Source organism: Methyloversatilis sp., assembly GCF_965284615.1.
Classification (GTDB): Bacteria; Pseudomonadota; Gammaproteobacteria; order Burkholderiales; family Rhodocyclaceae; genus Methyloversatilis.
Genome location: NZ_OZ260098.1, coordinates 2,347,997 through 2,369,172, shown reverse-complemented (window position 1 = coordinate 2,369,172; position 21,176 = coordinate 2,347,997). Strand labels below are relative to the sequence as shown.

Annotated in this window: 15 protein-coding genes and 1 riboswitch; all 15 genes read left to right on the top strand. The window is 62.7% G+C overall.

What is annotated here, in order from left to right; translation table 11 throughout:
* Positions 1 to 7 precede the first annotated feature (7 nt).
* The 15 genes from fdhF to ACQ66H_RS11200 all read left to right on the top strand — a co-directional run bounded on the left by fdhF (position 8) and on the right by ACQ66H_RS11200 (position 21,165).
* Entirely contained in the window at positions 8 to 2,812 is a 2,805-nt protein-coding gene (gene fdhF / locus ACQ66H_RS11270) for a formate dehydrogenase subunit alpha (RefSeq protein ID WP_430434112.1), read from the top strand.
* Positions 2,813 to 3,212: 400 nt separating this feature from the next.
* Positions 3,213 to 3,433, top strand: a riboswitch (cobalamin riboswitch).
* 168 nt (positions 3,434 to 3,601) lie between these two features.
* A complete protein-coding gene (locus ACQ66H_RS11265) occupies positions 3,602 to 4,420 on the top strand; it encodes a PEP-CTERM sorting domain-containing protein (RefSeq protein WP_430434111.1) in 819 nt (272 codons plus the stop codon).
* 26 nt (positions 4,421 to 4,446) lie between these two features.
* Entirely contained in the window at positions 4,447 to 5,235 is a 789-nt protein-coding gene (locus tag ACQ66H_RS11260; RefSeq protein WP_430434110.1) for a DUF4465 domain-containing protein, read from the top strand.
* Positions 5,236 to 5,309: 74 nt separating this feature from the next.
* Entirely contained in the window at positions 5,310 to 7,361 is a 2,052-nt protein-coding gene (locus ACQ66H_RS11255) for a TonB-dependent receptor (protein ID WP_430434109.1), read from the top strand.
* 612 nt (positions 7,362 to 7,973) lie between these two features.
* The gene (locus ACQ66H_RS11250) at positions 7,974 to 9,389 is read left to right on the top strand and encodes an esterase-like activity of phytase family protein (protein ID WP_430434108.1); all 1,416 of its coding nucleotides are present in this window, start codon (positions 7,974 to 7,976) and stop codon (positions 9,387 to 9,389) included.
* Between the two features lie 850 nt (positions 9,390 to 10,239).
* Positions 10,240 to 11,136, top strand: coding sequence for an exosortase B (xrtB, locus tag ACQ66H_RS11245; protein WP_430434107.1), 897 nt, complete (start codon positions 10,240 to 10,242; stop codon positions 11,134 to 11,136).
* Positions 11,133 to 11,825: an exosortase-associated protein EpsI, B-type gene (epsI, locus tag ACQ66H_RS11240; protein WP_430434106.1), complete on the top strand. Its 693-nt coding sequence runs from the start codon at positions 11,133 to 11,135 to the stop codon at positions 11,823 to 11,825. The genes xrtB and epsI overlap by 4 nt, the downstream gene beginning before the upstream one ends.
* On the top strand, positions 11,822 to 12,937 hold the full coding sequence (gene gmd / locus ACQ66H_RS11235; protein WP_430434105.1) for a GDP-mannose 4,6-dehydratase: 1,116 nt from the start codon (positions 11,822 to 11,824) through the stop codon (positions 12,935 to 12,937). The genes epsI and gmd overlap by 4 nt, the downstream gene beginning before the upstream one ends.
* A gap of 16 nt (positions 12,938 to 12,953) precedes the next feature.
* Entirely contained in the window at positions 12,954 to 13,931 is a 978-nt protein-coding gene (locus ACQ66H_RS11230) for a GDP-L-fucose synthase family protein (protein ID WP_430434104.1), read from the top strand.
* Positions 13,932 to 14,082: 151 nt separating this feature from the next.
* The gene (locus ACQ66H_RS11225) at positions 14,083 to 15,309 is read left to right on the top strand and encodes a lipopolysaccharide biosynthesis protein (protein ID WP_430434103.1); all 1,227 of its coding nucleotides are present in this window, start codon (positions 14,083 to 14,085) and stop codon (positions 15,307 to 15,309) included.
* Positions 15,310 to 15,319: 10 nt separating this feature from the next.
* Positions 15,320 to 16,597, top strand: a complete 1,278-nt coding sequence (locus ACQ66H_RS11220) for an O-antigen ligase family protein (RefSeq protein WP_430434102.1) — start codon at positions 15,320 to 15,322, stop codon at positions 16,595 to 16,597.
* 13 nt (positions 16,598 to 16,610) lie between these two features.
* Entirely contained in the window at positions 16,611 to 17,444 is an 834-nt protein-coding gene (locus ACQ66H_RS11215; RefSeq protein WP_430434101.1) for a glycosyltransferase family 2 protein, read from the top strand.
* Complete coding sequence (locus tag ACQ66H_RS11210) at positions 17,441 to 18,619, top strand: glycosyltransferase (protein WP_430434100.1); 1,179 nt, start codon at positions 17,441 to 17,443, stop codon at positions 18,617 to 18,619. Before ACQ66H_RS11215 ends, ACQ66H_RS11210 begins: the two co-directional genes overlap by 4 nt.
* Positions 18,620 to 18,628: 9 nt before the next feature.
* On the top strand, positions 18,629 to 19,921 hold the full coding sequence (locus tag ACQ66H_RS11205; RefSeq protein WP_430434099.1) for a polysaccharide pyruvyl transferase family protein: 1,293 nt from the start codon (positions 18,629 to 18,631) through the stop codon (positions 19,919 to 19,921).
* On the top strand, positions 19,918 to 21,165 hold the full coding sequence (locus tag ACQ66H_RS11200; RefSeq protein ID WP_430434098.1) for a GH39 family glycosyl hydrolase: 1,248 nt from the start codon (positions 19,918 to 19,920) through the stop codon (positions 21,163 to 21,165). Before ACQ66H_RS11205 ends, ACQ66H_RS11200 begins: the two co-directional genes overlap by 4 nt.
* Positions 21,166 to 21,176: the final 11 nt, after the last annotated feature.

Below are 21,176 nucleotides of genomic sequence, written 5' to 3'. Positions count from 1 at the left end.
AACTCACATGAACGCACCTCTTGATCCCGCGGTCGCCGCGGAAAGCATCGAATTCACGCTCGACGGCCAGGCCATGAAGGCCCGTGTGGGCGAAACCATCATCCAGGCCGCCGCCCGCCAAGGCGTGGACATTCCGCACCTCTGCTACAAGGACGGCTACCGTCCGGACGGCAACTGCCGCGCCTGCGTCGTCGAGATCGAAGGCGAGCGCGTGCTCGCCCCGAGCTGCTGCCGCGCGCCGACGCCCGGCATGAAGGTGAAGGCCGAATCCGAGCGCGCCGTGAAGGCGCAGAAGATGGTGGTCGAGCTGCTGCTGTCCGACATGCCGGACAAGACCTACAAGCCGGATTCGGAACTGGCCTACTGGGCCGGCAAGCTGGGCGTGACCGACTCGCGCTTCGAAGCGCGCGAACAACCGAAGTGCGACGAATCGCACCCGGCGATGAGCGTGAACCTCGACGCCTGCATTCAGTGCAACCGCTGCGTGCGCGCCTGCCGTGAAGAGCAGGGGAACGACGTGATCGGCTACGCCTTCCGTGGTTCCGCGTCGAAGATCGTGTTCGACCAGGACGATCCGATGGGTGCCTCGACCTGCGTGGCCTGCGGCGAATGCGTGCAGGCCTGCCCGACCGGCGCGCTGATGCCGGCCGGCGGTGTCGGCATGGTGACGCCGGACAAGAAGGTCGATTCGGTCTGCCCGTACTGCGGCATCGGCTGCCAGCTGACCTATCACGTCAAGGACGACAAGATACTGATGGTGACTGGCCGCGACGGCCCGGCCAACGAGGAACGTCTGTGCGTGAAGGGCCGCTTCGGCTTCGACTACGCGCGTCACCCGCAGCGCCTGACAAAGCCGCTGATCCGTCGCGCTGACGCGCCCAAGCACAAGGACTTCGTGGTCAACCCGGCCAACCCGCTGACTGCCTTCCGTGAAGCGAGCTGGGAAGAGGCGCTGGCGCTGGCCTCGGGCAAGCTGCGCGAGATCCGCGACAGCAAGGGCCCGAACGCGCTGGCAGGCTTCGGCTCGGCCAAGGGCTCGAACGAAGAGGCCTACCTGTTCCAGAAGCTGGTGCGTACCGGCTTCGGCACCAACAACGTCAACCACTGCACCCGCCTGTGCCACGCCTCGTCGGTCGCCGCGCTGCTCGAAGCGGTCGGCTCCGGCGCCGTGTCCAACCCGGTGCGCGACGTGCTGCACTCGGAAGTGATCTTCCTGATCGGCTCCAACCCGCTGGTGAACCACCCGGTCGGTGCGACCTGGATGAAAAACGCTGTGCGCAACGGCGCCAAGCTCATCGTGTGCGATCCGCGTCGCAACGATCTGCAGCGCTACGCCACCCACTTCCTGCAGTTCAAGCCGGACACCGACGTGGCCATGCTGAACGCGATGATGCACACCATCATCGAGGAAGGTCTGGTCGATGAAGCCTTCGTCAAGGACCGTACCTCGGGCTTCGAGGAACTGAAGAAGAACGTGGCCGACTTCTCGCCCGAGAAGATGGCCAAGATCTGCGGCATCCCGGCGGAAACGCTGCGCGAGGTCGCGCGCATGTTCGCCACCTCGAAGGCCTCGATGATCCTGTGGGGCATGGGTGTGTCGCAGCATGTGCACGGCACCGACAACGCGCGCTGCCTGATTTCGCTGGTCATGATGACCGGCCAGATCGGTCGCCGCGGCACCGGCCTGCATCCGCTGCGTGGCCAGAACAACGTGCAGGGCGCGTCTGACGCCGGCCTGATCCCGATGGTGTTCCCGGACTACCAGGCGGTCGGCAACCAGACCATCCGCCAGAAGTTCGAAGAGCTGTGGGGTACCACGCTGGACCCGAACCCGGGCCTGACCGTGGTCGAGATCATGGACGCCATCCACGCCGGCAAGCTGCACGGCTGCTACATCATGGGCGAGAACCCGGCGATGTCCGACCCGGATGTCAACCACGCCCGCGACGCGCTGGCCAAGCTCGACTGGCTGGTGGTGCAGGACATCTTCCTGACCGAAACCGCCTACTTCGCCGACGTGGTGCTGCCGGCCTCGGCCTTCCCCGAGAAGACCGCGACCTTCACCAACACCGATCGCCAGGTGCAGCTGGGTCGCGCCGCGATCAACCCGCCGGGTGATGCCCGTCAGGATCTGTGGATCATCCAGGAAATGGCCCGTGGTCTCGGCCTGGACTGGAACTACGGCGGCTCGAAGGACGTGTTCAACGAAATGCGCAAAGCGATGCACTCGATCGCCGGCATCACGTGGGAACGTCTGGAGGCCGAGCACTCGGTCACCTACCCGTGCGAGAACGTGGGCGATCCGGGCGACGAAGTCGTGTTCATCGACAAGTTCCCGACCCCGAACGGCCGCGCCAAGCTGGTACCGGCCAAGCTCATCACGGCCAACGAGAAGCCTGACGCCGAGTACCCGATGGTGCTCATCACCGGCCGTCAGCTGGAGCACTGGCATACCGGCTCGATGACCCGTCGCGCGTCGGTGCTCGACAGCATCGAGCCGATCGCTACGGTCACCGTGCATCCGGAGGACGTCGCCAAGCTAAAGGTGAAGGCGGGCGATGTGGTCACCGTCGAATCGCGCCGCGGCAAGATCGCACTGTACGTGCGCATCGACCCGCACGTACCGGTCGGTTCCGTGTTCATTCCGTTCGCGTACTACGAAGCGGCGGCGAACATGCTCACCAATCCGGCGCTCGACCCCTTCGGCAAGATTCCGGAGTTCAAGTACTGCGCTGTGCGTCTGAAGAAGGGCGGCACGCCGACCCAGCTGTTGACCTACGGCGGCGGCCAGGCGAAGCCGGTGACGGCGTAAGCGGTCGCAGCAACCAAGAAAACCGGGGCAGGTGCCCCGGTTTTTTTTCGCCATCATGGGACGTCGAGGGCGTCTGCACGCGGAGTCTTCTGACCCCGACAGCGGCCGGGATCGAAGCTTGCGGCATGCATAGGCCCTGTCGCGGCCAAGGCCGCTCCCACAAGGATGGGCGCCCGATTCGCGGCTGGAGCCTGGACGGGGGGTTCTGTAGGAGGGGTCTTCTGACCCCGACAGCGGCCGGGATCGAAGCTTGCGGCATGCATAGGCCCTGTCGCGGCCAAGGCCGCTCTCACAAGGAGGGGCGCCCGATTCGAGGCCGGAGCCTGGACGGGGGTTCTGTAGGAGGGGTCCTCTGACCCCCACAGCGGCGCTTGCCTTGACCCGCCCTCCGCATTTCGCATACCCTGCGCTCGCCTCAGGTGCCCCGCGCGGCGTTCGCTGCAAGGGGTGAAACGGGAAGTCCGGTGCGCAGCCGCATTCGCGGTCTGCTATTCCGGCGCTGCCCCCGCAACGGTAAGCGAGTCGTAGCGATCCATACAGCCACTGTGCCCCCGGCACGGGAAGGCGGATCGCACACATCCCCTCGTGAGCCCGGAGACCGGCCTGGCGCAACGGGTCTTTCGACCCGACGACCGATGGCTGCGGTGGGCGGCCGGGGGCGCATGCGTTCGCTCGGCCGTGTTGCGGCCGTCCTATCCGTTCCTGTGCGTTTCTCGCGCGGCTTGCCGTGCGCCATCGGATTTTCTGCACTTCGCCGGCGGGTGATGCCGGCACTGCACGGAGGTCTGCATGCGCACCACACTTTCCACCCTCATCACTCTGTCCGGCTTCGCGCTGGCGGGGTCCGCACACGCCGGGCCGTTCGCGCCGGCGGCCGGCAGCGCCGGTTCCACCGCCATCCACAAGGACAGTGCTGCATTTGTCCAGTGGGCCACTGGCTACTCGGACTATCAGCCCGGCCCGAGCGTCAACGCCGCCTGGAAGAACCCGGTCGAAGGGCTGGGCAAGGCTGAAGGCACCTCGACCGATGTCGTCGTGCTGGGCGACGGCGGCCGCATCACGCTCAGCTTCGACGGCTACATCACGAATGGCGCCGGCGCCGATTTCGCGGTGTTCGAGAACAGCTTCAGCAACACCTTCCTCGAACTGGCCTTCGTTGAAGTGTCGTCCAACGGCACCGATTTCTTCCGTTTCCCGAACTACTCCTTCACGCCCAGCCCGGTGTCCGGTTTCGGCACCATCGATCCGACCAATATCGATGGCCTGGCCGGCAAGTACCGCGCCGGCTACGGCACGCCCTTCGATCTCGACCTGCTGAGCGGCATCGCCGGCCTGGACGTGAACAAGGTGCAGTACGTGCGCCTGATCGACGTGGTCGGCAACGGCTCGACCTTCGACAGCTACCCGGCGGCCTACGGCGGCCCGCACCCGATCTACGACCCGTACCCGACCAGCGGCAGCAGCGGCTTCGACCTCGACGCGGTGGGCGTCATCCACTACGCCGCCTTCGACGCGCAGACGCCGCCGGTCCCCGAGCCTTCGCAGTGGGCGATGTATGCCGCCGCGCTCGGCCTGCTGTCCGTCATCGTCCGTCGCAATCGCGCCTGAACGGCGCCGCACCAGGAAGAACACAAATGAATATCCGCACGCTTGCACTCTCGCTCTGCGCACTCGCCCTGAGCCAGCCGGCCCTCGCCATCACAACCGTATCGACCTTCGACGATCTGGCGCTGGCTCCCGACAGCGTCTTCTTCCCGAAGACCAGCACCACCTTCACCAGTGGCGCCGCCACCTTCAACCACAGCTTCAACGACTGGGGTGGCGACTGCTGCCACACCGACTGGGTCTATTCCAACCAGACCGACACCACCACCGAGGGCTATCTGAACCAGCACAGCGCCATCGCCGGCGGCGGAGCCGAAGGCTCGGCCAACTACGCGGTGGCCAATATCGGCGCGCCGGTGGCGAGCTTTGCCGCGCCGGTGGACGTGCTCGGCGCCTGGTTCACCAACAGCACCTACGCCGCACTGTCGATGCTGAACGGCGACGGCTTTGCCAAGCAGTTCGGCGGTGCGAGTGGCAGCGATGCCGACTGGTTCATGCTCACCATCACCGGCCTCGACAGCCTCGGCCAGAGCACCGGCAGCGTGGACTTCATGCTCGCCGACTATCGCTTTGCCGACAGCGCCGACGACTACGTCGTCACCGACTGGCGCTGGGTCAACCTGAGTGCGCTGGGCACCGTGAGCAGCCTGCAGTTCTCGCTCGCATCCAGCGACAACGGCGCCTTCGGCATGAACACGCCGGCCTATTTCGCGATGGACAACCTCGCGGTCGCCGCCGTGCCGGAACCCGAACAGGCGGCGCTGCTGCTTGCCGGTCTGGCGCTGGTCGGCGCCGTTGCTCGCCGCCGCATGGCCTGACTCATTTCCTGACTCAAGTCCTGAGGCATGCCCGGCTCCGCCCGCGTGGCGGAGCCGGTGCGGAGGCGATACCAATGAACATCACTTTCCGGCGGGCGCTGGCGCTCCTGCCGTGCCTGCTCGCTGGCTTGCCGGCTTACGCCGACGAGGCTTTCCGGCTCGACGAGATCGTCATCAGTGCGCCGTCGGCCGACGACACGCTGCGCGCGGTGCCGCACGGGGTGTCGGTCATCACTGCCGACGACATCGAGCGCGCCGGTGCGCAGGGCATGGGTGAACTGCTCAGCCGCGAAGCCGGCCTCAATCTGCAGAGCTATTTCGGCCGCGACAAGGGCGCCACCGTTGACATGCGCGGCCTGGGCGCGACCGCGGTCAGCAATGTGCTGGTGCTGGTCGACGGGGTGCGCCTGAATGCCGACGATCTGTCGGGCGCGGACCTGTCTTCGGTCTCGCTGTCGCAGGTCGAGCGTATCGAAGTGCTGCGCGGTGCCGGGGCGGTGCGCCACGGCGACGGCGCGGTCGGCGGCATCGTGCACATCCAGACCCGGCGCCCGCGCTCCGGGCCGCTCAACGGTCAGCTCGATCTGCGCGCCGGCGCCTGGGGCACCCGCGAAGCGCGGCTGCGCGCAGCCGGCGGCGCCGGGCCGCTGGCCGCCAGCGTCACGTTGAGCCGGCAGGACAGCGACGGCTACCGCGACAACGATCGCTACGCCGCGCGCGACAGCGCGGTCGAGCTGAACCTGCTGCCCGAGGGCGCGTGGTCCTTCGTCAACCTCAGCCTGCGTGTCGCGCGCCACATCGATGAATACGGATTGCCCGGGCCGGTCAGCGCCGAAGCCTTCCGCGGCGGCAGCGCCCAGCGGCGCGCGAGCAGCGCCTCACCGCTCGATGGCGGCAGCACCGACGACCGCACGCTGGGCGCCCGGCTGCGTGCCGATTTCGGCGGCGCCGGGCTGCTCACCGTGCAGGTTGACCACCGCGACCGCGAGAACCCTTACTTCATCGGTGTGCAGGCCGGTACCACGCTGGCCGACCAGCGCAACGTGATCGGCTCCACCCGGCGCGATCTGCGCCTGACGCACGAACTGGGCGTCAACGCCTTCGGTCAGCGGCACGATCTGGCGTTCGGCTACGTCAGCCAGTCGTCCGACTACCTGCGGCGTGAGAACGGCGACTTCGTGGTCGGAAACTCGACCCGGCGCAGCGGTGAACTGAACGGCCACGCGGGCTGGGCCGAAGGGGTGTTCAGGCTGGGGCAGAGCGTCAGCCTCAACGCCGGCCTGCGCCATGACCGCGCCGAGAGCCGCACCGCGGGCAGCCGCTACACGCGCGAGTGCCAGTACATCTTCATTCCGTTTCCGGTCGAAGTTCCGGGCAGCTGCGTGAACGCCTTCCGTGCGACCGACGCCACCGCATCGGAGTGGCGCAACCGGGCGAGCGAACTGGGCGCAAGCTGGCAGCTGTCGCCGGCGCTCACCGTGTTTGCGGCGGACAGCCGTCACTTCCGCAACCCCAACGTCAACGAACTTGCGCTCGCCGCGCCCGACCTGCGCCCGCAGAGCGGCCGCACGCGCGAGGCAGGCCTGCGTGCGCGTGGAGAGACGGTCGAGTTCGGCGCCACGGTCTATCGCATGCGCATCGAGGACGAGATCTACTTCGACAGCGCCAGCGGCCTCAGCGTGAATCGCAACTACGAACTGCCGACCGTGCGCACCGGCGTCGAGATCGATCTGCGCTGGCGGGTGCGACCCGCGCTGCTGTTCGCTGCCAATGCCGGCTACGTGCAGCCGCGCTTCGAAGGGAGCGACGCCGACGTGCCGCTGGTGCCGCGGCGAACCGCCAACCTGCGCATCGAATGGACACCGGCCGAAGCGCATCGCCTCAGCCTCAGCGCCCGTTACGCCGGCCGCCGCTTCGACGGCAACGATCTCGACAACCAGAGCTTCGCGCCGCTGCCGTCCTACACGGTGTTCGACCTCGCCGTTAGCACTCGCAGCGGTGCCGCCACCTGGTCGGCCGGCATCAACAACCTGTTCGACAAGGTGTATTCGACGCTTGCCTACAGCAACACCTACTACCCGATGCCCGAGCGAGCAGCCTGGGTGGCGGTGAGCTGGAGGATGTAAGGCCGCCCTGCGTCTGCAATTGGCGCCGGTGGCGGGGTTCTGTAGGACGGGTCTTCTGACCCTCGACAACAGCCTGTGCCGAAGCTTGCGGCATGCACAGGCCCAGTCGCGGCCAAGGCCGCTCCCACAATGCTTGCTCCCACAGAGGTCTCGCCGCCGTAGGGGTTCTGTGGGAGGGGTCTTCTGACCCCGACAGCGACCTGTGCCAAAGCTTGCAGCATGCACAGGCCGTGTCGCGGCCAAGGCTGCTCCCGCAAAGCTTGCTCCCAAAGAGGCTGCGCCGGCGTAGGGGGTCTGTGGGAGGAGTCTTCTGAACCCGACAGCGGCCTACATCGAAGCTCGGAGACAGCAGAGGCCGCGTCTTGGCCAAGGCCGCTCCCAGAATGCTTGCTCCAAAAGAGGTCGCGCCGGCGTAGGGGGTCTGTGGGAGGGGTCTTCTGACCCCGACAACGGCCTGTGCCAAAGCGTGCAGCATGCACAGGCCCTGTCGCGGCCAAGGCCGCTCCCACAAAGGCCGCTCCCACAAGTACACCGTCACCCGCGTCGCATCGCTGAAACATCCCCTCGCTACCCTCGAATGTCCGACAACACACAAACAATCAGGGGGTCTTCATGAAACTTACATCGCTCGCTGCGGCGCTGCTGCTGGCTGCTATCGCCGCACCGGCATCCGCCGTGTCCTTCGTCAATGGCATCGCCATCCCGGGCAGTACCGGTGACCTGTTCGGCAGCAGCGTGAACGACGGCCGGCTCGGCATGTTCTCCGACATCTACTACGACTCCAACCGCAACGAATGGTGGGGTCTGTCGGACCGCGGCCCGGGCGGCGGCACGCTGCCCTACGATGTGCGCGTCCAGCGCTTCACGCTCGACGTCGATCGCAGCACCGGCGCGATCTCGAATTTCCAGGTGGTCGATACGATCAAGTTCCGTAACGGCGCCGGCACCGTGCTCGGCGGCCAGTTCCCGAGCACGCTGGGTGGCTCGGCCAGCAATCTGGGCACCGCCTTCGACCCGGAAGGCATCGTGATCAACCCGCTGAACGGCCACCTGCTGGTGTCTGATGAGTACGGCCCGTCGCTGTATGAATTCGACCGCAGCGGCACGATGATCCGCGCCTTCAACACGCCGCAGGCGCTGCGCCCGGCGCTGACGGCCGGCGGCTACAACTACGACGGTGACGGCAATATCGGCCGCCGCACCAACCGCGGCTTCGAAGGCCTGGCGATCTCGCCGGACGGCCAATACACCTTCGCCATGCTGCAGAGCGCGATGGTGGACGAGGGCGGTGCCAATGGCGTCTATAACCGCATCGTCAAGTTCGACAACGCCAGCGGCGAAGCCGTCGCCCAGTACGCCTACCGGATGGAAACCGCCGCCCAGGGCCGTGGCATCTCGGCGCTGGTGGCGATCAACGACCATGAATTCATGGTGCTGGAGCGCAACAACCGCGGCCTCGGCGCCGACGCCACTTTCGCCGGCGCCGCCGGCAACAAGAACGTCTACCTGATCGACCTCGCCGGCGCGACCGACGTGACCGACATCGACCTCGACGCGGCCGGCGCCAGCTTCACCGCTGTCAGCAAGAACTCGACGCCCTTCATCGACCTCGCCGCCAACAATCTGCCGGAAACTGGCGGCGTGTCGCCCGAGAAGTGGGAAGGCCTGGCCGTCGGCCCCCAGCTCGACGACGGTTCGTGGCTCATCGTCGCCGGCAACGACAACGACTATTCGGTCACCCAGAACGGCAGCGCGGTGCAGTTCGACGTGCTTTTCAACCCGCTCACCCAGCAGCGCATCCAGTGCCCGCTGGGTTCGACCGAAGGTTGCACGCTGCACGCCAGCACCACGCCCTACAGTGGCAGCACCGACGGCTTCGAACTGATCCCCGGCGTGCTGCACGCCTACCGCGCCACCCCGTCCGAACTCGCCGGCTACACCGCCCCGGTGCCCGAGCCCACCACCTGGGCCATGCTGGGCGCAGGGCTGGCGCTGATCGGCGCGGTCGCGCGTCGCCGCGTCAACTGACGTGCTCGCGCATCCGCATCGACTCCGGTCGTGCGGATGCGCGAAGTCTCTTGTGAGAGCGGTCTTCTGACCGCGACGCGGCCCGTGCGCCAACGTCTTGCACCATTCGGCGGTCGCAACGCCCTCCGCGGATAGCCCGCTGCCGCCACGTCGCAGGACGTGATCAGTAGCCCGAATGTCGCGCTGCACCGTCGTCGATGCTCATGGAGAGCGCCGACCCGGGTCGATCTGTATCGCCCAGAGTGGCGACGTCGGCGAAGGGCAGTCTGCACGGATGGGGTGATCGCCTGCAAGGCGACGAGCCTGCTGGTCGGTGATTGCAGTTGTAAGTAGGCGTTTCGGTCGGAACGGTCGCCGCGCCTCTTAACGACTTCAGTGCGACGATGCGTGCACGTCGCAAAAAGTAGAGCAGAGTTCTCACGGCTTGGCCGATTTGGCGACGGCGGGGCCTTACCCGCAGGCCTTGCTTTCTGACCGAAGTGCAGTACTTTTCCCCATGTGGCCTAGGGCCGAGCGCGATCTCGGGAACAAATCCTGGCCCGATTCCACGGTCCTGCGTATATATATTGCTGCGAGATGAGCACGGCCCTGCAACGCTTGCTTCACTTTGATGGTCACTTCCCTGCAACCGTGACGTAGTACTCTGAGGTGTGGTTGCACTGCAGCATGCGTTCGAGCTATTTTCGAGACTGTCACAAATCGTGAGATGGTCAGCGGATGGATGGGACGCATAGCGGCATAATCGCGGCCCGGATGCGACCTCTCGTCGTCTAGCACTTCGGGGCAGGGCTCGTCCGGTTGCTCATCAATAACTTCAACCCGCAGTTGATTGCACTGGATGCTTAACTCGATGCAGGCTGACTCCTCTACCGCGAATCGCCCCGACTCGATCCGATCCAAGTTCGAGCTCTCATGGGTACTCGTGGCGCTTGGCTTTGCGGCCATGTATGTCCCGACCTTCATCGACCTGTTCAATGGTCTGTGGAGTACGGACGAGAACGCTCACGGCCCGATCATTCTGGCGGTATCGCTTTGGTTGCTCTGGGACAAGTGGAGAGAGGTTCGTAGCTCGCTTGCCGACGCGCGTCCGGCGCCGTTATTGGGCTCGGCTCTGCTGTTCTTCGGCTTCGTTGCGTATTTCATCGGTCGTTCGCAAGCGATCGACACCCTCGAGGTTGCTTCGATCATTCCAGTGATGATCGGCCTGGTGCTGCTGATGCTTGGTACGGCAGCGCTGCGGAAGCTCTGGTTTCCCTTCTTCTTCCTGATCTTCATGATCCCGCTTCCGGGCGTTTTCGTGCAGATGATCACGGTCCCGCTCAAGACGGGTGTGTCCTACGCTGCCGAGCACATCCTCTATTCGATGGGGTATCCGATCGCGCGTACGGGGGTGATTCTGGTTATCGGCCAGTATCAGTTGCTGGTCGCTGATGCATGTGCTGGTCTGCATTCGTTGTTTACGCTCGAAGCACTCGGGCTGCTCTACATGAATCTTGTCCGACATAAATCGTGGTTCCGTAACCTTCTTCTGGCCATCCTGATCATTCCCATCTCGTTCTGCGCAAACGTGATCCGTGTGATCGTCTTGACCTTGATCACCTACTACTTCGGAGACGAGGCGGGGCAGGGCTTCCTGCACGGATTCGCGGGCATGGTGCTTTTCATCAGTGCTTTGCTTCTCATCATCGGTGTTGATTCGATTCTGCGCATCGGGGTGAAGAAGGATGCTCAAGGAGTTGCTGCATGACCTACGTGCGTCCGGCCGCCATCGCAGTGTTTGTCGTCATGACCGCGCTCTCGTTTGCGGCAGAGAGCTTCAAGCCGACGATGCGCGTTGCAGAGGAAAAACCGGCGATCAATCTTGATGTTCAGGTTCCCGAGGCTTTCGGGGAATGGGTCATTGACAAGTCAATCATCCCGATCGCGCCGTCTCCGGACGTGCAGGCCTCGCTCGACGAGCTTTACTCGGCCACGCTCTCCCGTACCTACCGGAACGCGCAAGGCCAGCGGGTGATGCTGTCCATCGCCTACGGTAGCGATCAGAGTTCTGAAGCGACCGCCGTGCATCGTCCGGAGTTCTGCTACAGCGCACAGGGTTTCCGCGTATTCGGCGCGGGTGAAACGAAGATTGCGCTCGATGGCTACGAACTTCCGGCGCAGAGGCTTGTTGCGCGCCAGGGTCAGCGTCTTGAACCTATCACGTACTGGATCACCATCGACGAGGAAGCGACGTTGCCGGGCCTTGGCCGCAAGCTTGAACAGCTTCGCTACGGACTGCAGGGGAAGATTCCGGACGGCATGCTTTTCCGCGTATCGACCGTTGGTCTCGACGAGGCCACCGCTTTCAATGTTCAAGAGAGCTTCGTTCGCTCTCTTTACTCCGTGTTTGATCTCAATTTCCGCAATCGCTACTTCGGGACTGTCAGGCAATCATGAATAAAAAGGCACTCATCACCGGCGTTACCGGCCAGGACGGCGCTTACCTCGCTGAATTCCTGCTCAAGAAGGGCTACGAAGTCCATGGCATCAAGCGTCGCTCGTCGCTGTTCAACACCGACCGCATCGACCACCTGTACGAAGACCCGCATGTCAACAACCGCAAGTTCGTCCTGCACTACGGTGACCTGACCGATTCGACCTCTCTGGTGCGCATCATCCAGAAGGTGCAGCCGGATGAGATCTACAACCTGGCCGCGCAGTCGCACGTGGCGGTGAGTTTCGAGGAGCCGGAATACACGGCCAACGCCGATGGCATCGGCGCGCTGCGCATCCTGGAAGCCATCCGCATCCTCGGCCTGGAAAAGAAGACCCGTTTCTATCAGGCCTCGACCTCCGAGCTGTACGGTCTGGTGCAGGAGATTCCGCAGAAGGAAACCACGCCCTTCTACCCGCGCAGCCCGTATGCGGTCGCCAAGCTCTACGCCTACTGGATCACCGTCAATTACCGCGAGGCTTATGGCATGTACGCCTGCAACGGCGTGCTGTTCAATCACGAGTCGCCGGTGCGCGGCGAAACCTTCGTTACGCGCAAGATCACGCGCGCCATCGCGCGCATCGCCCTCGGCCTGCAGGACTGCCTGTATCTGGGCAATATGAGCGCGCTGCGGGACTGGGGCCATGCCCGCGACTACGTCGAAATGCAGTGGCTGATGCTGCAGCAGGACAAGGCCGAAGACTTCGTCATCGCCACCGGCGTGCAGTACAGCGTGCGCCAGTTCGTCGAGTTTGCCGCCGCCGAACTCGGTATCACGGTGCGCTTCGAAGGCGAGGGTGAGAAGGAAGTGGGCATCGTGGCCGCTGTCACCGGTGACCGCGCCAAGGTGAAGGTGGGTGACGTGATCGTGAAGGTCGATCCGCGTTACTACCGCCCGACCGAGGTCGAAACCCTGCTCGGCGACCCGACCAAGGCGCGCGAGAAGCTGGGCTGGACGCCGAAGACCACGCTGCAGGAGCTGGTCAAGGAAATGGTCGAATCCGACTACACCAGCGCCAAGCGCGACGCGCTCGTGAAGATGGCCGGATTCCAGGCCTACGACTATCACGAGTAAGCGGGCGACTCATCCCATGGACAAGCACGCGCGCATCTATGTTGCCGGCCATCGCGGTCTGGTCGGCTCGGCCATCGTCCGCAATCTCGAGGCCAGGGGCTACACCCAGGTCCTCAAGCGCACGCACGCCGAACTCGATCTGACCGATGCCGCCGCGACCGAGGCTTTCTTTGCCGAACACAAGCCGGAGTATGTGTTCCTCGCCGCTGCCAAGGTCGGCGGCATCGTTGCCAACAACAGCTACCCGGCCGAGTTCATCCGCGACAATCTGGTGATTCAGGCCAACGTGATCCACAGCGCGTGGAAGCACGGTGTTACGCGGCTGATGTTCCTGGGGTCGAGCTGCATCTATCCCAAGCTCGCGCCGCAGCCGATGCGTGAGGACTGCCTGCTCACCGGTCCGCTGGAACCGACCAACCGCCCGTACGCGCTTGCCAAGATCGCGGGCATCGAAATGTGCTGGAGCTACAACCGGCAGTACGGCACGAAGTATCTGGCCGTGATGCCGACCAATCTGTACGGACCGGGCGACAACTACCACCCGGAGAACAGTCACGTCATTCCGGCGCTGCTGCGCAAGTTCCACGAGGCCAAGCAGCGCGGCGACCGGAAGGTCACCATCTGGGGCACCGGCACGCCACGGCGCGAGTTCCTGTACAGCGACGACATGGCCGACGCCTGCGTCTTCCTGATGAACCTGCCGGACGATCGCTATACGAGCCTGCTGGGCAGCGACGAGTCGGTGAGCGGCCGGTTCGAGCCTCCGCTGGTGAATGTGGGCGTCGGTGAGGACGTCACGATCAAGGAACTGGCCGAACTGGTCGGCAAGGTGGTCGGTTTCGACGGCGAGCTGGTGTTCGACACGACCAAGCCGGATGGCACGCCGAGAAAGTTGATGGATGTTTCGCGACTCAATGCGATGGGATGGGTTGCGCCGACAGAGCTATCCGCGGGCCTTGCTATTGCTTATAGCGATTTCATCGCCACGCAATGACTGTGGTTGTCGCAGTGTTGTACGCCTCGACTTGGTTTTTCGTATCTATTTGCCAAGGTATTCTCGCCATCTGCGTTAAGGCATGGCGGCGAGGGTCAGGACTGCACGTACTTGCGAAGGTGACGCGCCCTCCTTTTCACAGGGCAGCTTGATGTCCTCGAAACGTGATCGAGTGTGGGCGCTTGCTGATCAGGGCATGCAGTCGGCGACCAATTTCGCGACGATGGTCCTAGCTGCGCGGGCACTGGACGTGCAGTCTTTCGCCCATTTTTCGCTGGCCTATCTGGCCGTGTTGTTTGCATTGTCCTTCCATCGTACTTGGGTTACCCAGCCTATGAATGTGCTGGGCGCGCAGCGGCCTGACGAATTACCGGCGCGCGCCCGTGCGCTCTGGCGAGCGCATGCGATGCTGATTCCAGCGGGCGGTGTGCTGTGCGCGGCCGTCGCTATGTTCGCGTTTCGCGACCTTTGGTTGCTTCTCGCGACAGTCGTTTATCTAGCGCTTTATTTCCTGCAGGAAATGCAGCGCAGATACGCGTACACGCTGTTTCGCATCCGTGAAGCCAGCCTGACCAGTCTGGTGATGGGCGGCGTACAGCTGGGCGGCATGGCGGTATTGATGTTTTCCGGATGGTCGTCCGGTACGAACTGGATGCTGGCGCTGCTGCTCGCGCAGATTGCTGGGCTGGCGACCGGGTTGCTGCTGGTGGGACTTCCGCGAAAGGTTGTCGCGGGGTCTGAAATGGGGGCGATTGAAGTGCTGTCCGCCCAACTTTCGCATTCGCGCTGGATCGTCGCAAGCCAGTTGGTGTTCTGGGCGAGCAGTCAGGCTTATCCGTTCATGATTGCAGGTGTGGATACAGCTCAGGCAGCAGCTTTCAACGCCGGCATGTCCATCCTGAATGCAGCGAACGTGGTGAGGATGACGCTGGCGAATTACCTGCCTGCGCACGCAGGGCGCGTGTTGGCGCACGAAGGTGCGGATGCTCTGCGTACCTTCGCGCGTAGCACGCTGCTCCGGATCGCGCTGGCCGGCATCGTGATCTGGCCAGTCGTGCTGCTGCTTGGCCGGCCGCTGGTCGAACTGTTGTATGGCGGCAAGTTCGTGGGAGCTGACAAGGTACTCGAGTGGGTGGCGCTGGGCATGTGGGCAAGCATGTTCAGCGTGGTGTTGAATGCGGTGGCGCTTGCGCTGGACACGACCCGTAACGTATTCATGAGCAATGCGGCAGGCGCGCTCTTTTCATGTACCGTCGGTGCGTACCTCACGCTCACTTATGGGCTGGTGGGGGCGATATGGGCCAATGTTGCCGGATATGTCATTCCTGCAGTCATGCAGGCGACGCATATGTGGCCGCATCTGAAGACACGCGGATAGAAGGCAGACCATGGAATTGACCGCATCAAGAGTGGGCGGCGTACCCGTTACCGCCGGACGGCTGTGGGGCGGCGGCTTGATCATGACTGATCTGATGCTGCTTTTCGTCCTGTTCATCGCGATCCTGTTCGCGATGGACCCGTTCATCTGGTACGCGGACAAAAGAACTGTTTTCAAACACGTTCACCTGATGTTCATACTTCCAACGCTCGTGCTTGCATGGTTGGCGGGCAGAATAAACAGAGATCCGCTGCAAGGTGGCCATGTTCTGAAGCAAGCGTGGGTATTGGTTCTTTTTGCCGTATGGGTGGTGGCTGGTGCTCTATATGCGCGCTTTCACATCAAGGTTGTTGAGACATTTTTGATCATGGGGCTTTATATGCTCATGATGCCGCTGTTTGCGCGATTCTTCGCTGATCACAAAGATCCGACGCCGATACTGAATATTTATCTTTCGCTGCTCTTTCTAAGCATCGTTATTGGCGTGGGTTGGCAAATTGCTGAGGGAAAGTGGAATGAGTTTCACGAAGAAGAGTTTCTGACTGTCCCTTTGGCGGTATATTTTTTTGCTCGCTCGAGAACCGCAAAGGCGCGCGTTTTCTCAATTCTGCTCCTTATAGGGCTTATGCTGGTCGTAATCAAGAATACGTCGTTCTTGGTTGCAGGGGTCGCGATTTCTTATTTGTGGTGGATTTTTGTTCGAAAAGAGATCCAGAAGAAAACGGCGCTACGACGCATCTTTCATTACTTTATGCTTATCTTCGTAGCGTTTGCAGTTGTAGGCGCCTATGCCGGTATCAAGGCACTCAAGTCAACCTCGCTGCCGGATGGAAATCCGAAATATCGCCTCTACACCTACGAACAAACCTGGGAGAACTTCCAGAAATCGCCGGTGTGGGGGAAGTCGTTCTCCGGTGCCGGGGCGGAAAAATTCGGCCTTTTCACGGTGGCTGCGTTGACGCAGGTTCTTCCGACACACAGCGATCTTCTCGACATTCTGGCGCAAGGTGGTCTGATCGGTGTCGCGCTGTTCGGCTATGGGTTGTGGCGCATCGGCCGCTACACGCAGAAGCGCTTCAGGGATCGACCGCCGGGTGCGCTCAGTGACGGTCTGGTGGCGCATTTTCACTGGATTGCGGTCAGTTGCATCGCGGCACTTCCGGTGGTGGCGTTCAACCCCATCATGCTTCAGCCGGGCAAGGCATTCATTCTTTGGATGAATCTCGGCATATTGCTCGGCCTTGCGATGAGATGTGACTCCTGTCCATCCCCGAAAAAACCAGACTGATACATCTTCTTTCATGACGCCGACAATATCGATCGTCACTTGTTCATACAATCAGGCGGCATTCCTTGATACGACGATCCGATCCGTCGTCGCGCAGAAAATTGAAGGGCTCGAGTATTTCGTAGTCAACGGTGGCTCCACTGATGGCAGCGTGGACATTCTTCGCAGGCACGAGATTGACCTTGCCGGTTGGGTCAGCGAGAAGGATGGTGGGCAGTCCGAGGCGATCAACAAGGGACTACAGCGCGCCTCCGGCGAAGTCGTCGGATGGCTGTGTTCCGATGACGTCTTGCTCGACGGTGCCTTGTCGGAGGTACTCGAGTTCTTTGCCCGGCACCCCGATGTGGACGCCGTTTACGGCGATGCGGTGCTGATCGACGGCAAGGGCCGGCCATTGCGCATGAAGCACGAAATCGGCTTCATGCCCTGGCTACTCGCTTTCGACCATAACTACATTCCGCAGCCATCGATGTTCTGGCGGCGCAGGGTTCACGAAAAGATCGGCTATCTGCGCGAAGACCTGCATCTGACGATGGATCTCGAACTCTGGCTGCGTTTTGCGCGCGCCGGCCTCAAGGTCGCACATGTCCGACGCTGTTGGTCAGGCATGCGATGCCATGACAGCCAGAAGGTGTTCACCCAGCATGATGCGATACGGAGTGAGAACGCGGAGTTGCGTCAGCATTATGGCGACGCCGTTACGCGAATGTTGCCACTGCCGGTCGTGCGCGCTCTTGCCCGGGCTACGCGAGTGGTTACAAAGGGACTGCAGGGTGGATATGTCAAATCGGTGCCGGAGAGTGTTCGTTTGTCGCTCCAGCGCCTTCATGCCGTAGCCGGGAAATGACGAAAACGGTCGTACTGATCGAGCCGCTGCTCCGCGGCAGCCGCCTCCAGATCGTCGCCAATTTCCTCTCGGCGCTCGCCGGGCAGGCGAAGGTCGTACTGCTTACCCGCAAGGACTATGCGTCGGAGCATTTTTCCGAACTGATCGTCAACGCCGGTCTCACGCCTCATATCGAGACCGTGGGCTCTGATCTCGGCGGGGCATGGATGCGCAATCTGACGAATGATGAATGTGCGCTTTTCGTCACGCGTTTGGCCGCTATCGCGCGGGATCTGGAGGCATCCGGACAGTCCGCCAGTTTCGTGTTCATGGCGCTGGACGACTATCTCGCCGCGTATCTTCGCCATGCGCTTGTTCTGAGACAGATCGCTCGCGCCCACGAGCTTTATTGCGTGAAGTATCGAGTCGAATACCTGTTCAGGCTGAATCCGGGGCTTCGCTTCCGCAGTTTTGTGCTGCGCGTCCTGACGTCGATGGCGCTTGGCTTGTCGAGGGCGCGACTGGTCACCTTTGACGAACGTCTGCAGCCGGGGAGGCGCATCGCAGGCGTGCTGCCAGACCCATGGTTTGGAGACTTCTCTCCTCGTCAGCGCGAACAAGGGCGCCGCATGCTCGGCCTCGCCGATGATGCATTCGTACTGCTCTCGCTCGGCAAGCAGGACCGGCGAAAAGGTTTTGACTTCATTTTGTCGCTCCTGCCCGAATTGATGCGCAAGGAGGGCGTTGTCCTTGCGATCGTGGGCCGGATAGACAAGGCCTTTGTTCAGGCCTTCGATCTGGCCAAGCGGTCACACCCCGGACGTATCGTCCATGTTGACGCCTTCGTGCCAGAGTCGGATCTCCCCGCATATTTCGCGTCGGCGGATGCGTTTCTCCTCCCCTACAGCCGGGACTTTACGGCTACGAGCGGAACACTCTGCCGCGCCGCGGCCTCCGGCGTCCCGGTGCTCTCGACGGCACATGGCCTCGTGGGCCATCGCGTGCGCCAAGACGGCCTGGGTGCCACATTCGATTTTGGCGACGCTGCTTCTTTCATGTCCGGTGTCGATTTACTGCGCGCAGCCGATGAAGGCGAGCGAGCCCTGAGGGCGGGCAGGGCGGCCGATTTCGCCAGCCGCATGTCCCTGCCAGTGTTCGAGCGCGCGGTACGCAGATTTCTTCGTATTGATACCTAGGGTAAGCCATTGAACATTCTGATACTCCACGGCTATTCCGATTCCAACAAGGGAGATCTGGCTATTGTCGTCGGCATGGTCAAGGGGATCCGGCAGGTAAAGCCGGATGCCAGACTGACCTTGCAGTCCGTGTATTCCGAACTTGACCCGGATTTCGCCTTTCATCATCGCTTCGTTACGCGCCTCGGCCTGGAAGTGCAACAGATGGCGATTCCATCGCCCTACGTCGATACCGCGTCGCACAGCGCGTTCAGGAATGTGTCGGCGATGCTCAATCTACTGAAGAGCACGGTCGCCGAGTTGCTGGTGCGCCGTCTCCCATTCCTGGCCGGACTCTTCCCGAGGCAGCACAGGGCCGTGCTCGCCATGAAGCAGGCGGATGTGGTGCTGCTCAAGGGCGGTCAGTACATCTACAACGATCAGGGAGGGCTGCGCGCACTGCTCTATCTGTGGCGCATCCTGCATCCGATTTTCGTGGCGCATAAACTTCGTCGCCCTGTCGTGATGCTGGGCCAGAGCGTCGGCCCGTTGGTCGATGAGCGTGGAAGGGCGATGACCCGGCGCGCACTCGAACTTTGCCAGAAGCTGATCGTCCGGGAGCAGAAGTCGGAAGCGCTGCTGCGCGAGCTCGGTCTTGATTCAAAGGTGGTCCGGGCTCCGGACTTTGCCTTCCTGATCGAACCGACTCGACCCGCGCAATTTGGCGACGTCGTAAAAAAGCTGGGGCAGGGGCAGTGGATAGGGGTGACGGTCGTCAATTGGACCTTTCCCGATTCGAGCGATCCCCATGCTCGCAGGGAAGCCTATCTCGACGCACTGTTCGAAACCGCTGTCAGCGTTGCGAATTCGCACGGCGTGGGTATCGCGCTGTTTCCGCAGGTCACCGTGCAGCATCACGGGGAGAGCGACCTTGATCTGTTGAATCGGCTTGCCCAGCGCCTTGAGGCGGTGGGCGTTCCTTACCTGCTGGTGCGCGACGATCTTGCACCGGAAGAGCTGAGTTTTCTCTACGGCATGTGCCGGGTGCTGCTGGGTACGCGTCTCCACTCATGCATCCTTGCCGCCTGCGCCGCCTGCCCCGTGGTGGCGATCCGATATCAAGGGTTCAAGACCGAAGGGGTGATGGCTGAACTGGGACTCGAAAACAGGGTATTCGATATTTCAAACGTTCAGTTGACGGAGCTCGTCCCGGCGATAGAGGAATCACTCGCTCACCGTGACGAGATCTCTGCCGCGATTGCAGCACGGGTCGCCCGGTTCAAGGTTGAACTGGTTACTCATCTGCAAAGGGCGCTTGCATGAATGGCGCTATTTCGCTCCGCAGCGTGGCGGTGCGCCACCTTGTGGTTGGATTTCTGATCGCGCTGTTGCTTCCGCTTGCCGTGCTTGCCGATGCGCCCCGTGACAGGGTGGGTGTGCACATTCACCGCGCAGTCAAGACCCCTTGGCCTGACGCTCCGATCGGGGCTTGGCGGCTTTGGGACGCCGGTGTCTCGTGGCGCGACATGGAGCAACGCCGCGGCGAGATCGATTTCAATCGTCTTGATCTGTGGGTCAGGCTGGCCGAAACCAAAAATGCCGAGGTGGTATACGCGTTCGGTGTTACGCCGCGATGGGCCTCTGCACGTCCGGACGAGGCGGGGGCCTACGGCGAGGGCTCTGCTGCGGAGCCCGCGCGGATGGAAGACTGGCGCAACTTCGTGCGTGCGGTGGCGACCCGTTACAAGGGCCGCATACGGACCTACGAGGTCTGGAACGAGCCGAACTGGAAGAATTTCTATACGGGCTCCTGGGAGACGATGGCGGATCTGACGCGTGAGGTTGCGCGGATCGTCAAGGAGATCGATCCCGGTGCGCGCATCGTGCTGCCAGCGCTCGCCAGCGGTGACGGTCTGAACCGGATCGACGCGCTGCTCGCCACGGGTGTGGCAAAGCATGTCGATGTGATCGGTTACCACTTCTACACTGGGCATCGCCCCCCTGAGGTGATGTTCGAGATGACGCAGAGACTCAAGTCTTCTCTTGAGCGCGCCGGCGTGCGCGACAAGCCCATATGGAATACGGAGTTCGGCTGGCTGGTCCAGGGGGCAGGCAGAGCGATAGATCCAGCCATAGCGGGGTTTTCGAAGAAGGATCCGGTGTATTCCGAAGCGATGGCAGCATCCTTTGTTGCCCGAGCCATCTTCATTCTTGAGAGCCAGGGCGTGTCGAGAAACTTCTTCTACGCCTGGGACAACGAGTCGATGGGGGCTTTCGATCCGAAAACGGAGAAGATCAAGCCGTCCTTCCCGATTGCGCTCCGTGCACTGGACCGCTGGCGTCAGGGTCGTCGCTGGCATTGCGAGCGGCAGCTTCATGATGTTTTCTGCCGCGATGCGAGCGCACCAGGCATGGCGATCGCGTGGACGGTTGCTGACGAATTCGACCTGTCACGTCTAAAAGGTCAGTGGAGCAGCGTCGAAACGATGGATGAGCATGTCGTTGACCTTGCGACGTTCAGTGGCCGAGACGGGTTTGGACCCGGCCCGTTCCTGCTCAGAAAGTAGCCCGGTCAGCG

Excerpts from the sequence above, each read along its gene's own strand:
- fdhF (WP_430434112.1), top strand. The coding sequence starts at position 8 with ATGAACGCACCTCTTGATCCCGCGGTCGCCGCGGAAAGCATCGAATTC.
- ACQ66H_RS11265 (WP_430434111.1), top strand. The coding sequence starts at position 3,602 with ATGCGCACCACACTTTCCACCCTCATCACTCTGTCCGGCTTCGCGCTG.
- ACQ66H_RS11260 (WP_430434110.1), top strand. The coding sequence starts at position 4,447 with ATGAATATCCGCACGCTTGCACTCTCGCTCTGCGCACTCGCCCTGAGC.
- ACQ66H_RS11255 (WP_430434109.1), top strand. The coding sequence starts at position 5,310 with ATGAACATCACTTTCCGGCGGGCGCTGGCGCTCCTGCCGTGCCTGCTC.
- ACQ66H_RS11250 (WP_430434108.1), top strand. The coding sequence starts at position 7,974 with ATGAAACTTACATCGCTCGCTGCGGCGCTGCTGCTGGCTGCTATCGCC.
- xrtB (WP_430434107.1), top strand. The coding sequence starts at position 10,240 with ATGCAGGCTGACTCCTCTACCGCGAATCGCCCCGACTCGATCCGATCC.
- epsI (WP_430434106.1), top strand. The coding sequence starts at position 11,133 with ATGACCTACGTGCGTCCGGCCGCCATCGCAGTGTTTGTCGTCATGACC.
- gmd (WP_430434105.1), top strand. The coding sequence starts at position 11,822 with ATGAATAAAAAGGCACTCATCACCGGCGTTACCGGCCAGGACGGCGCT.
- ACQ66H_RS11230 (WP_430434104.1), top strand. The coding sequence starts at position 12,954 with ATGGACAAGCACGCGCGCATCTATGTTGCCGGCCATCGCGGTCTGGTC.
- ACQ66H_RS11225 (WP_430434103.1), top strand. The coding sequence starts at position 14,083 with ATGTCCTCGAAACGTGATCGAGTGTGGGCGCTTGCTGATCAGGGCATG.
- ACQ66H_RS11220 (WP_430434102.1), top strand. The coding sequence starts at position 15,320 with ATGGAATTGACCGCATCAAGAGTGGGCGGCGTACCCGTTACCGCCGGA.
- ACQ66H_RS11215 (WP_430434101.1), top strand. The coding sequence starts at position 16,611 with ATGACGCCGACAATATCGATCGTCACTTGTTCATACAATCAGGCGGCA.
- ACQ66H_RS11210 (WP_430434100.1), top strand. The coding sequence starts at position 17,441 with ATGACGAAAACGGTCGTACTGATCGAGCCGCTGCTCCGCGGCAGCCGC.
- ACQ66H_RS11200 (WP_430434098.1), top strand. The coding sequence starts at position 19,918 with ATGAATGGCGCTATTTCGCTCCGCAGCGTGGCGGTGCGCCACCTTGTG.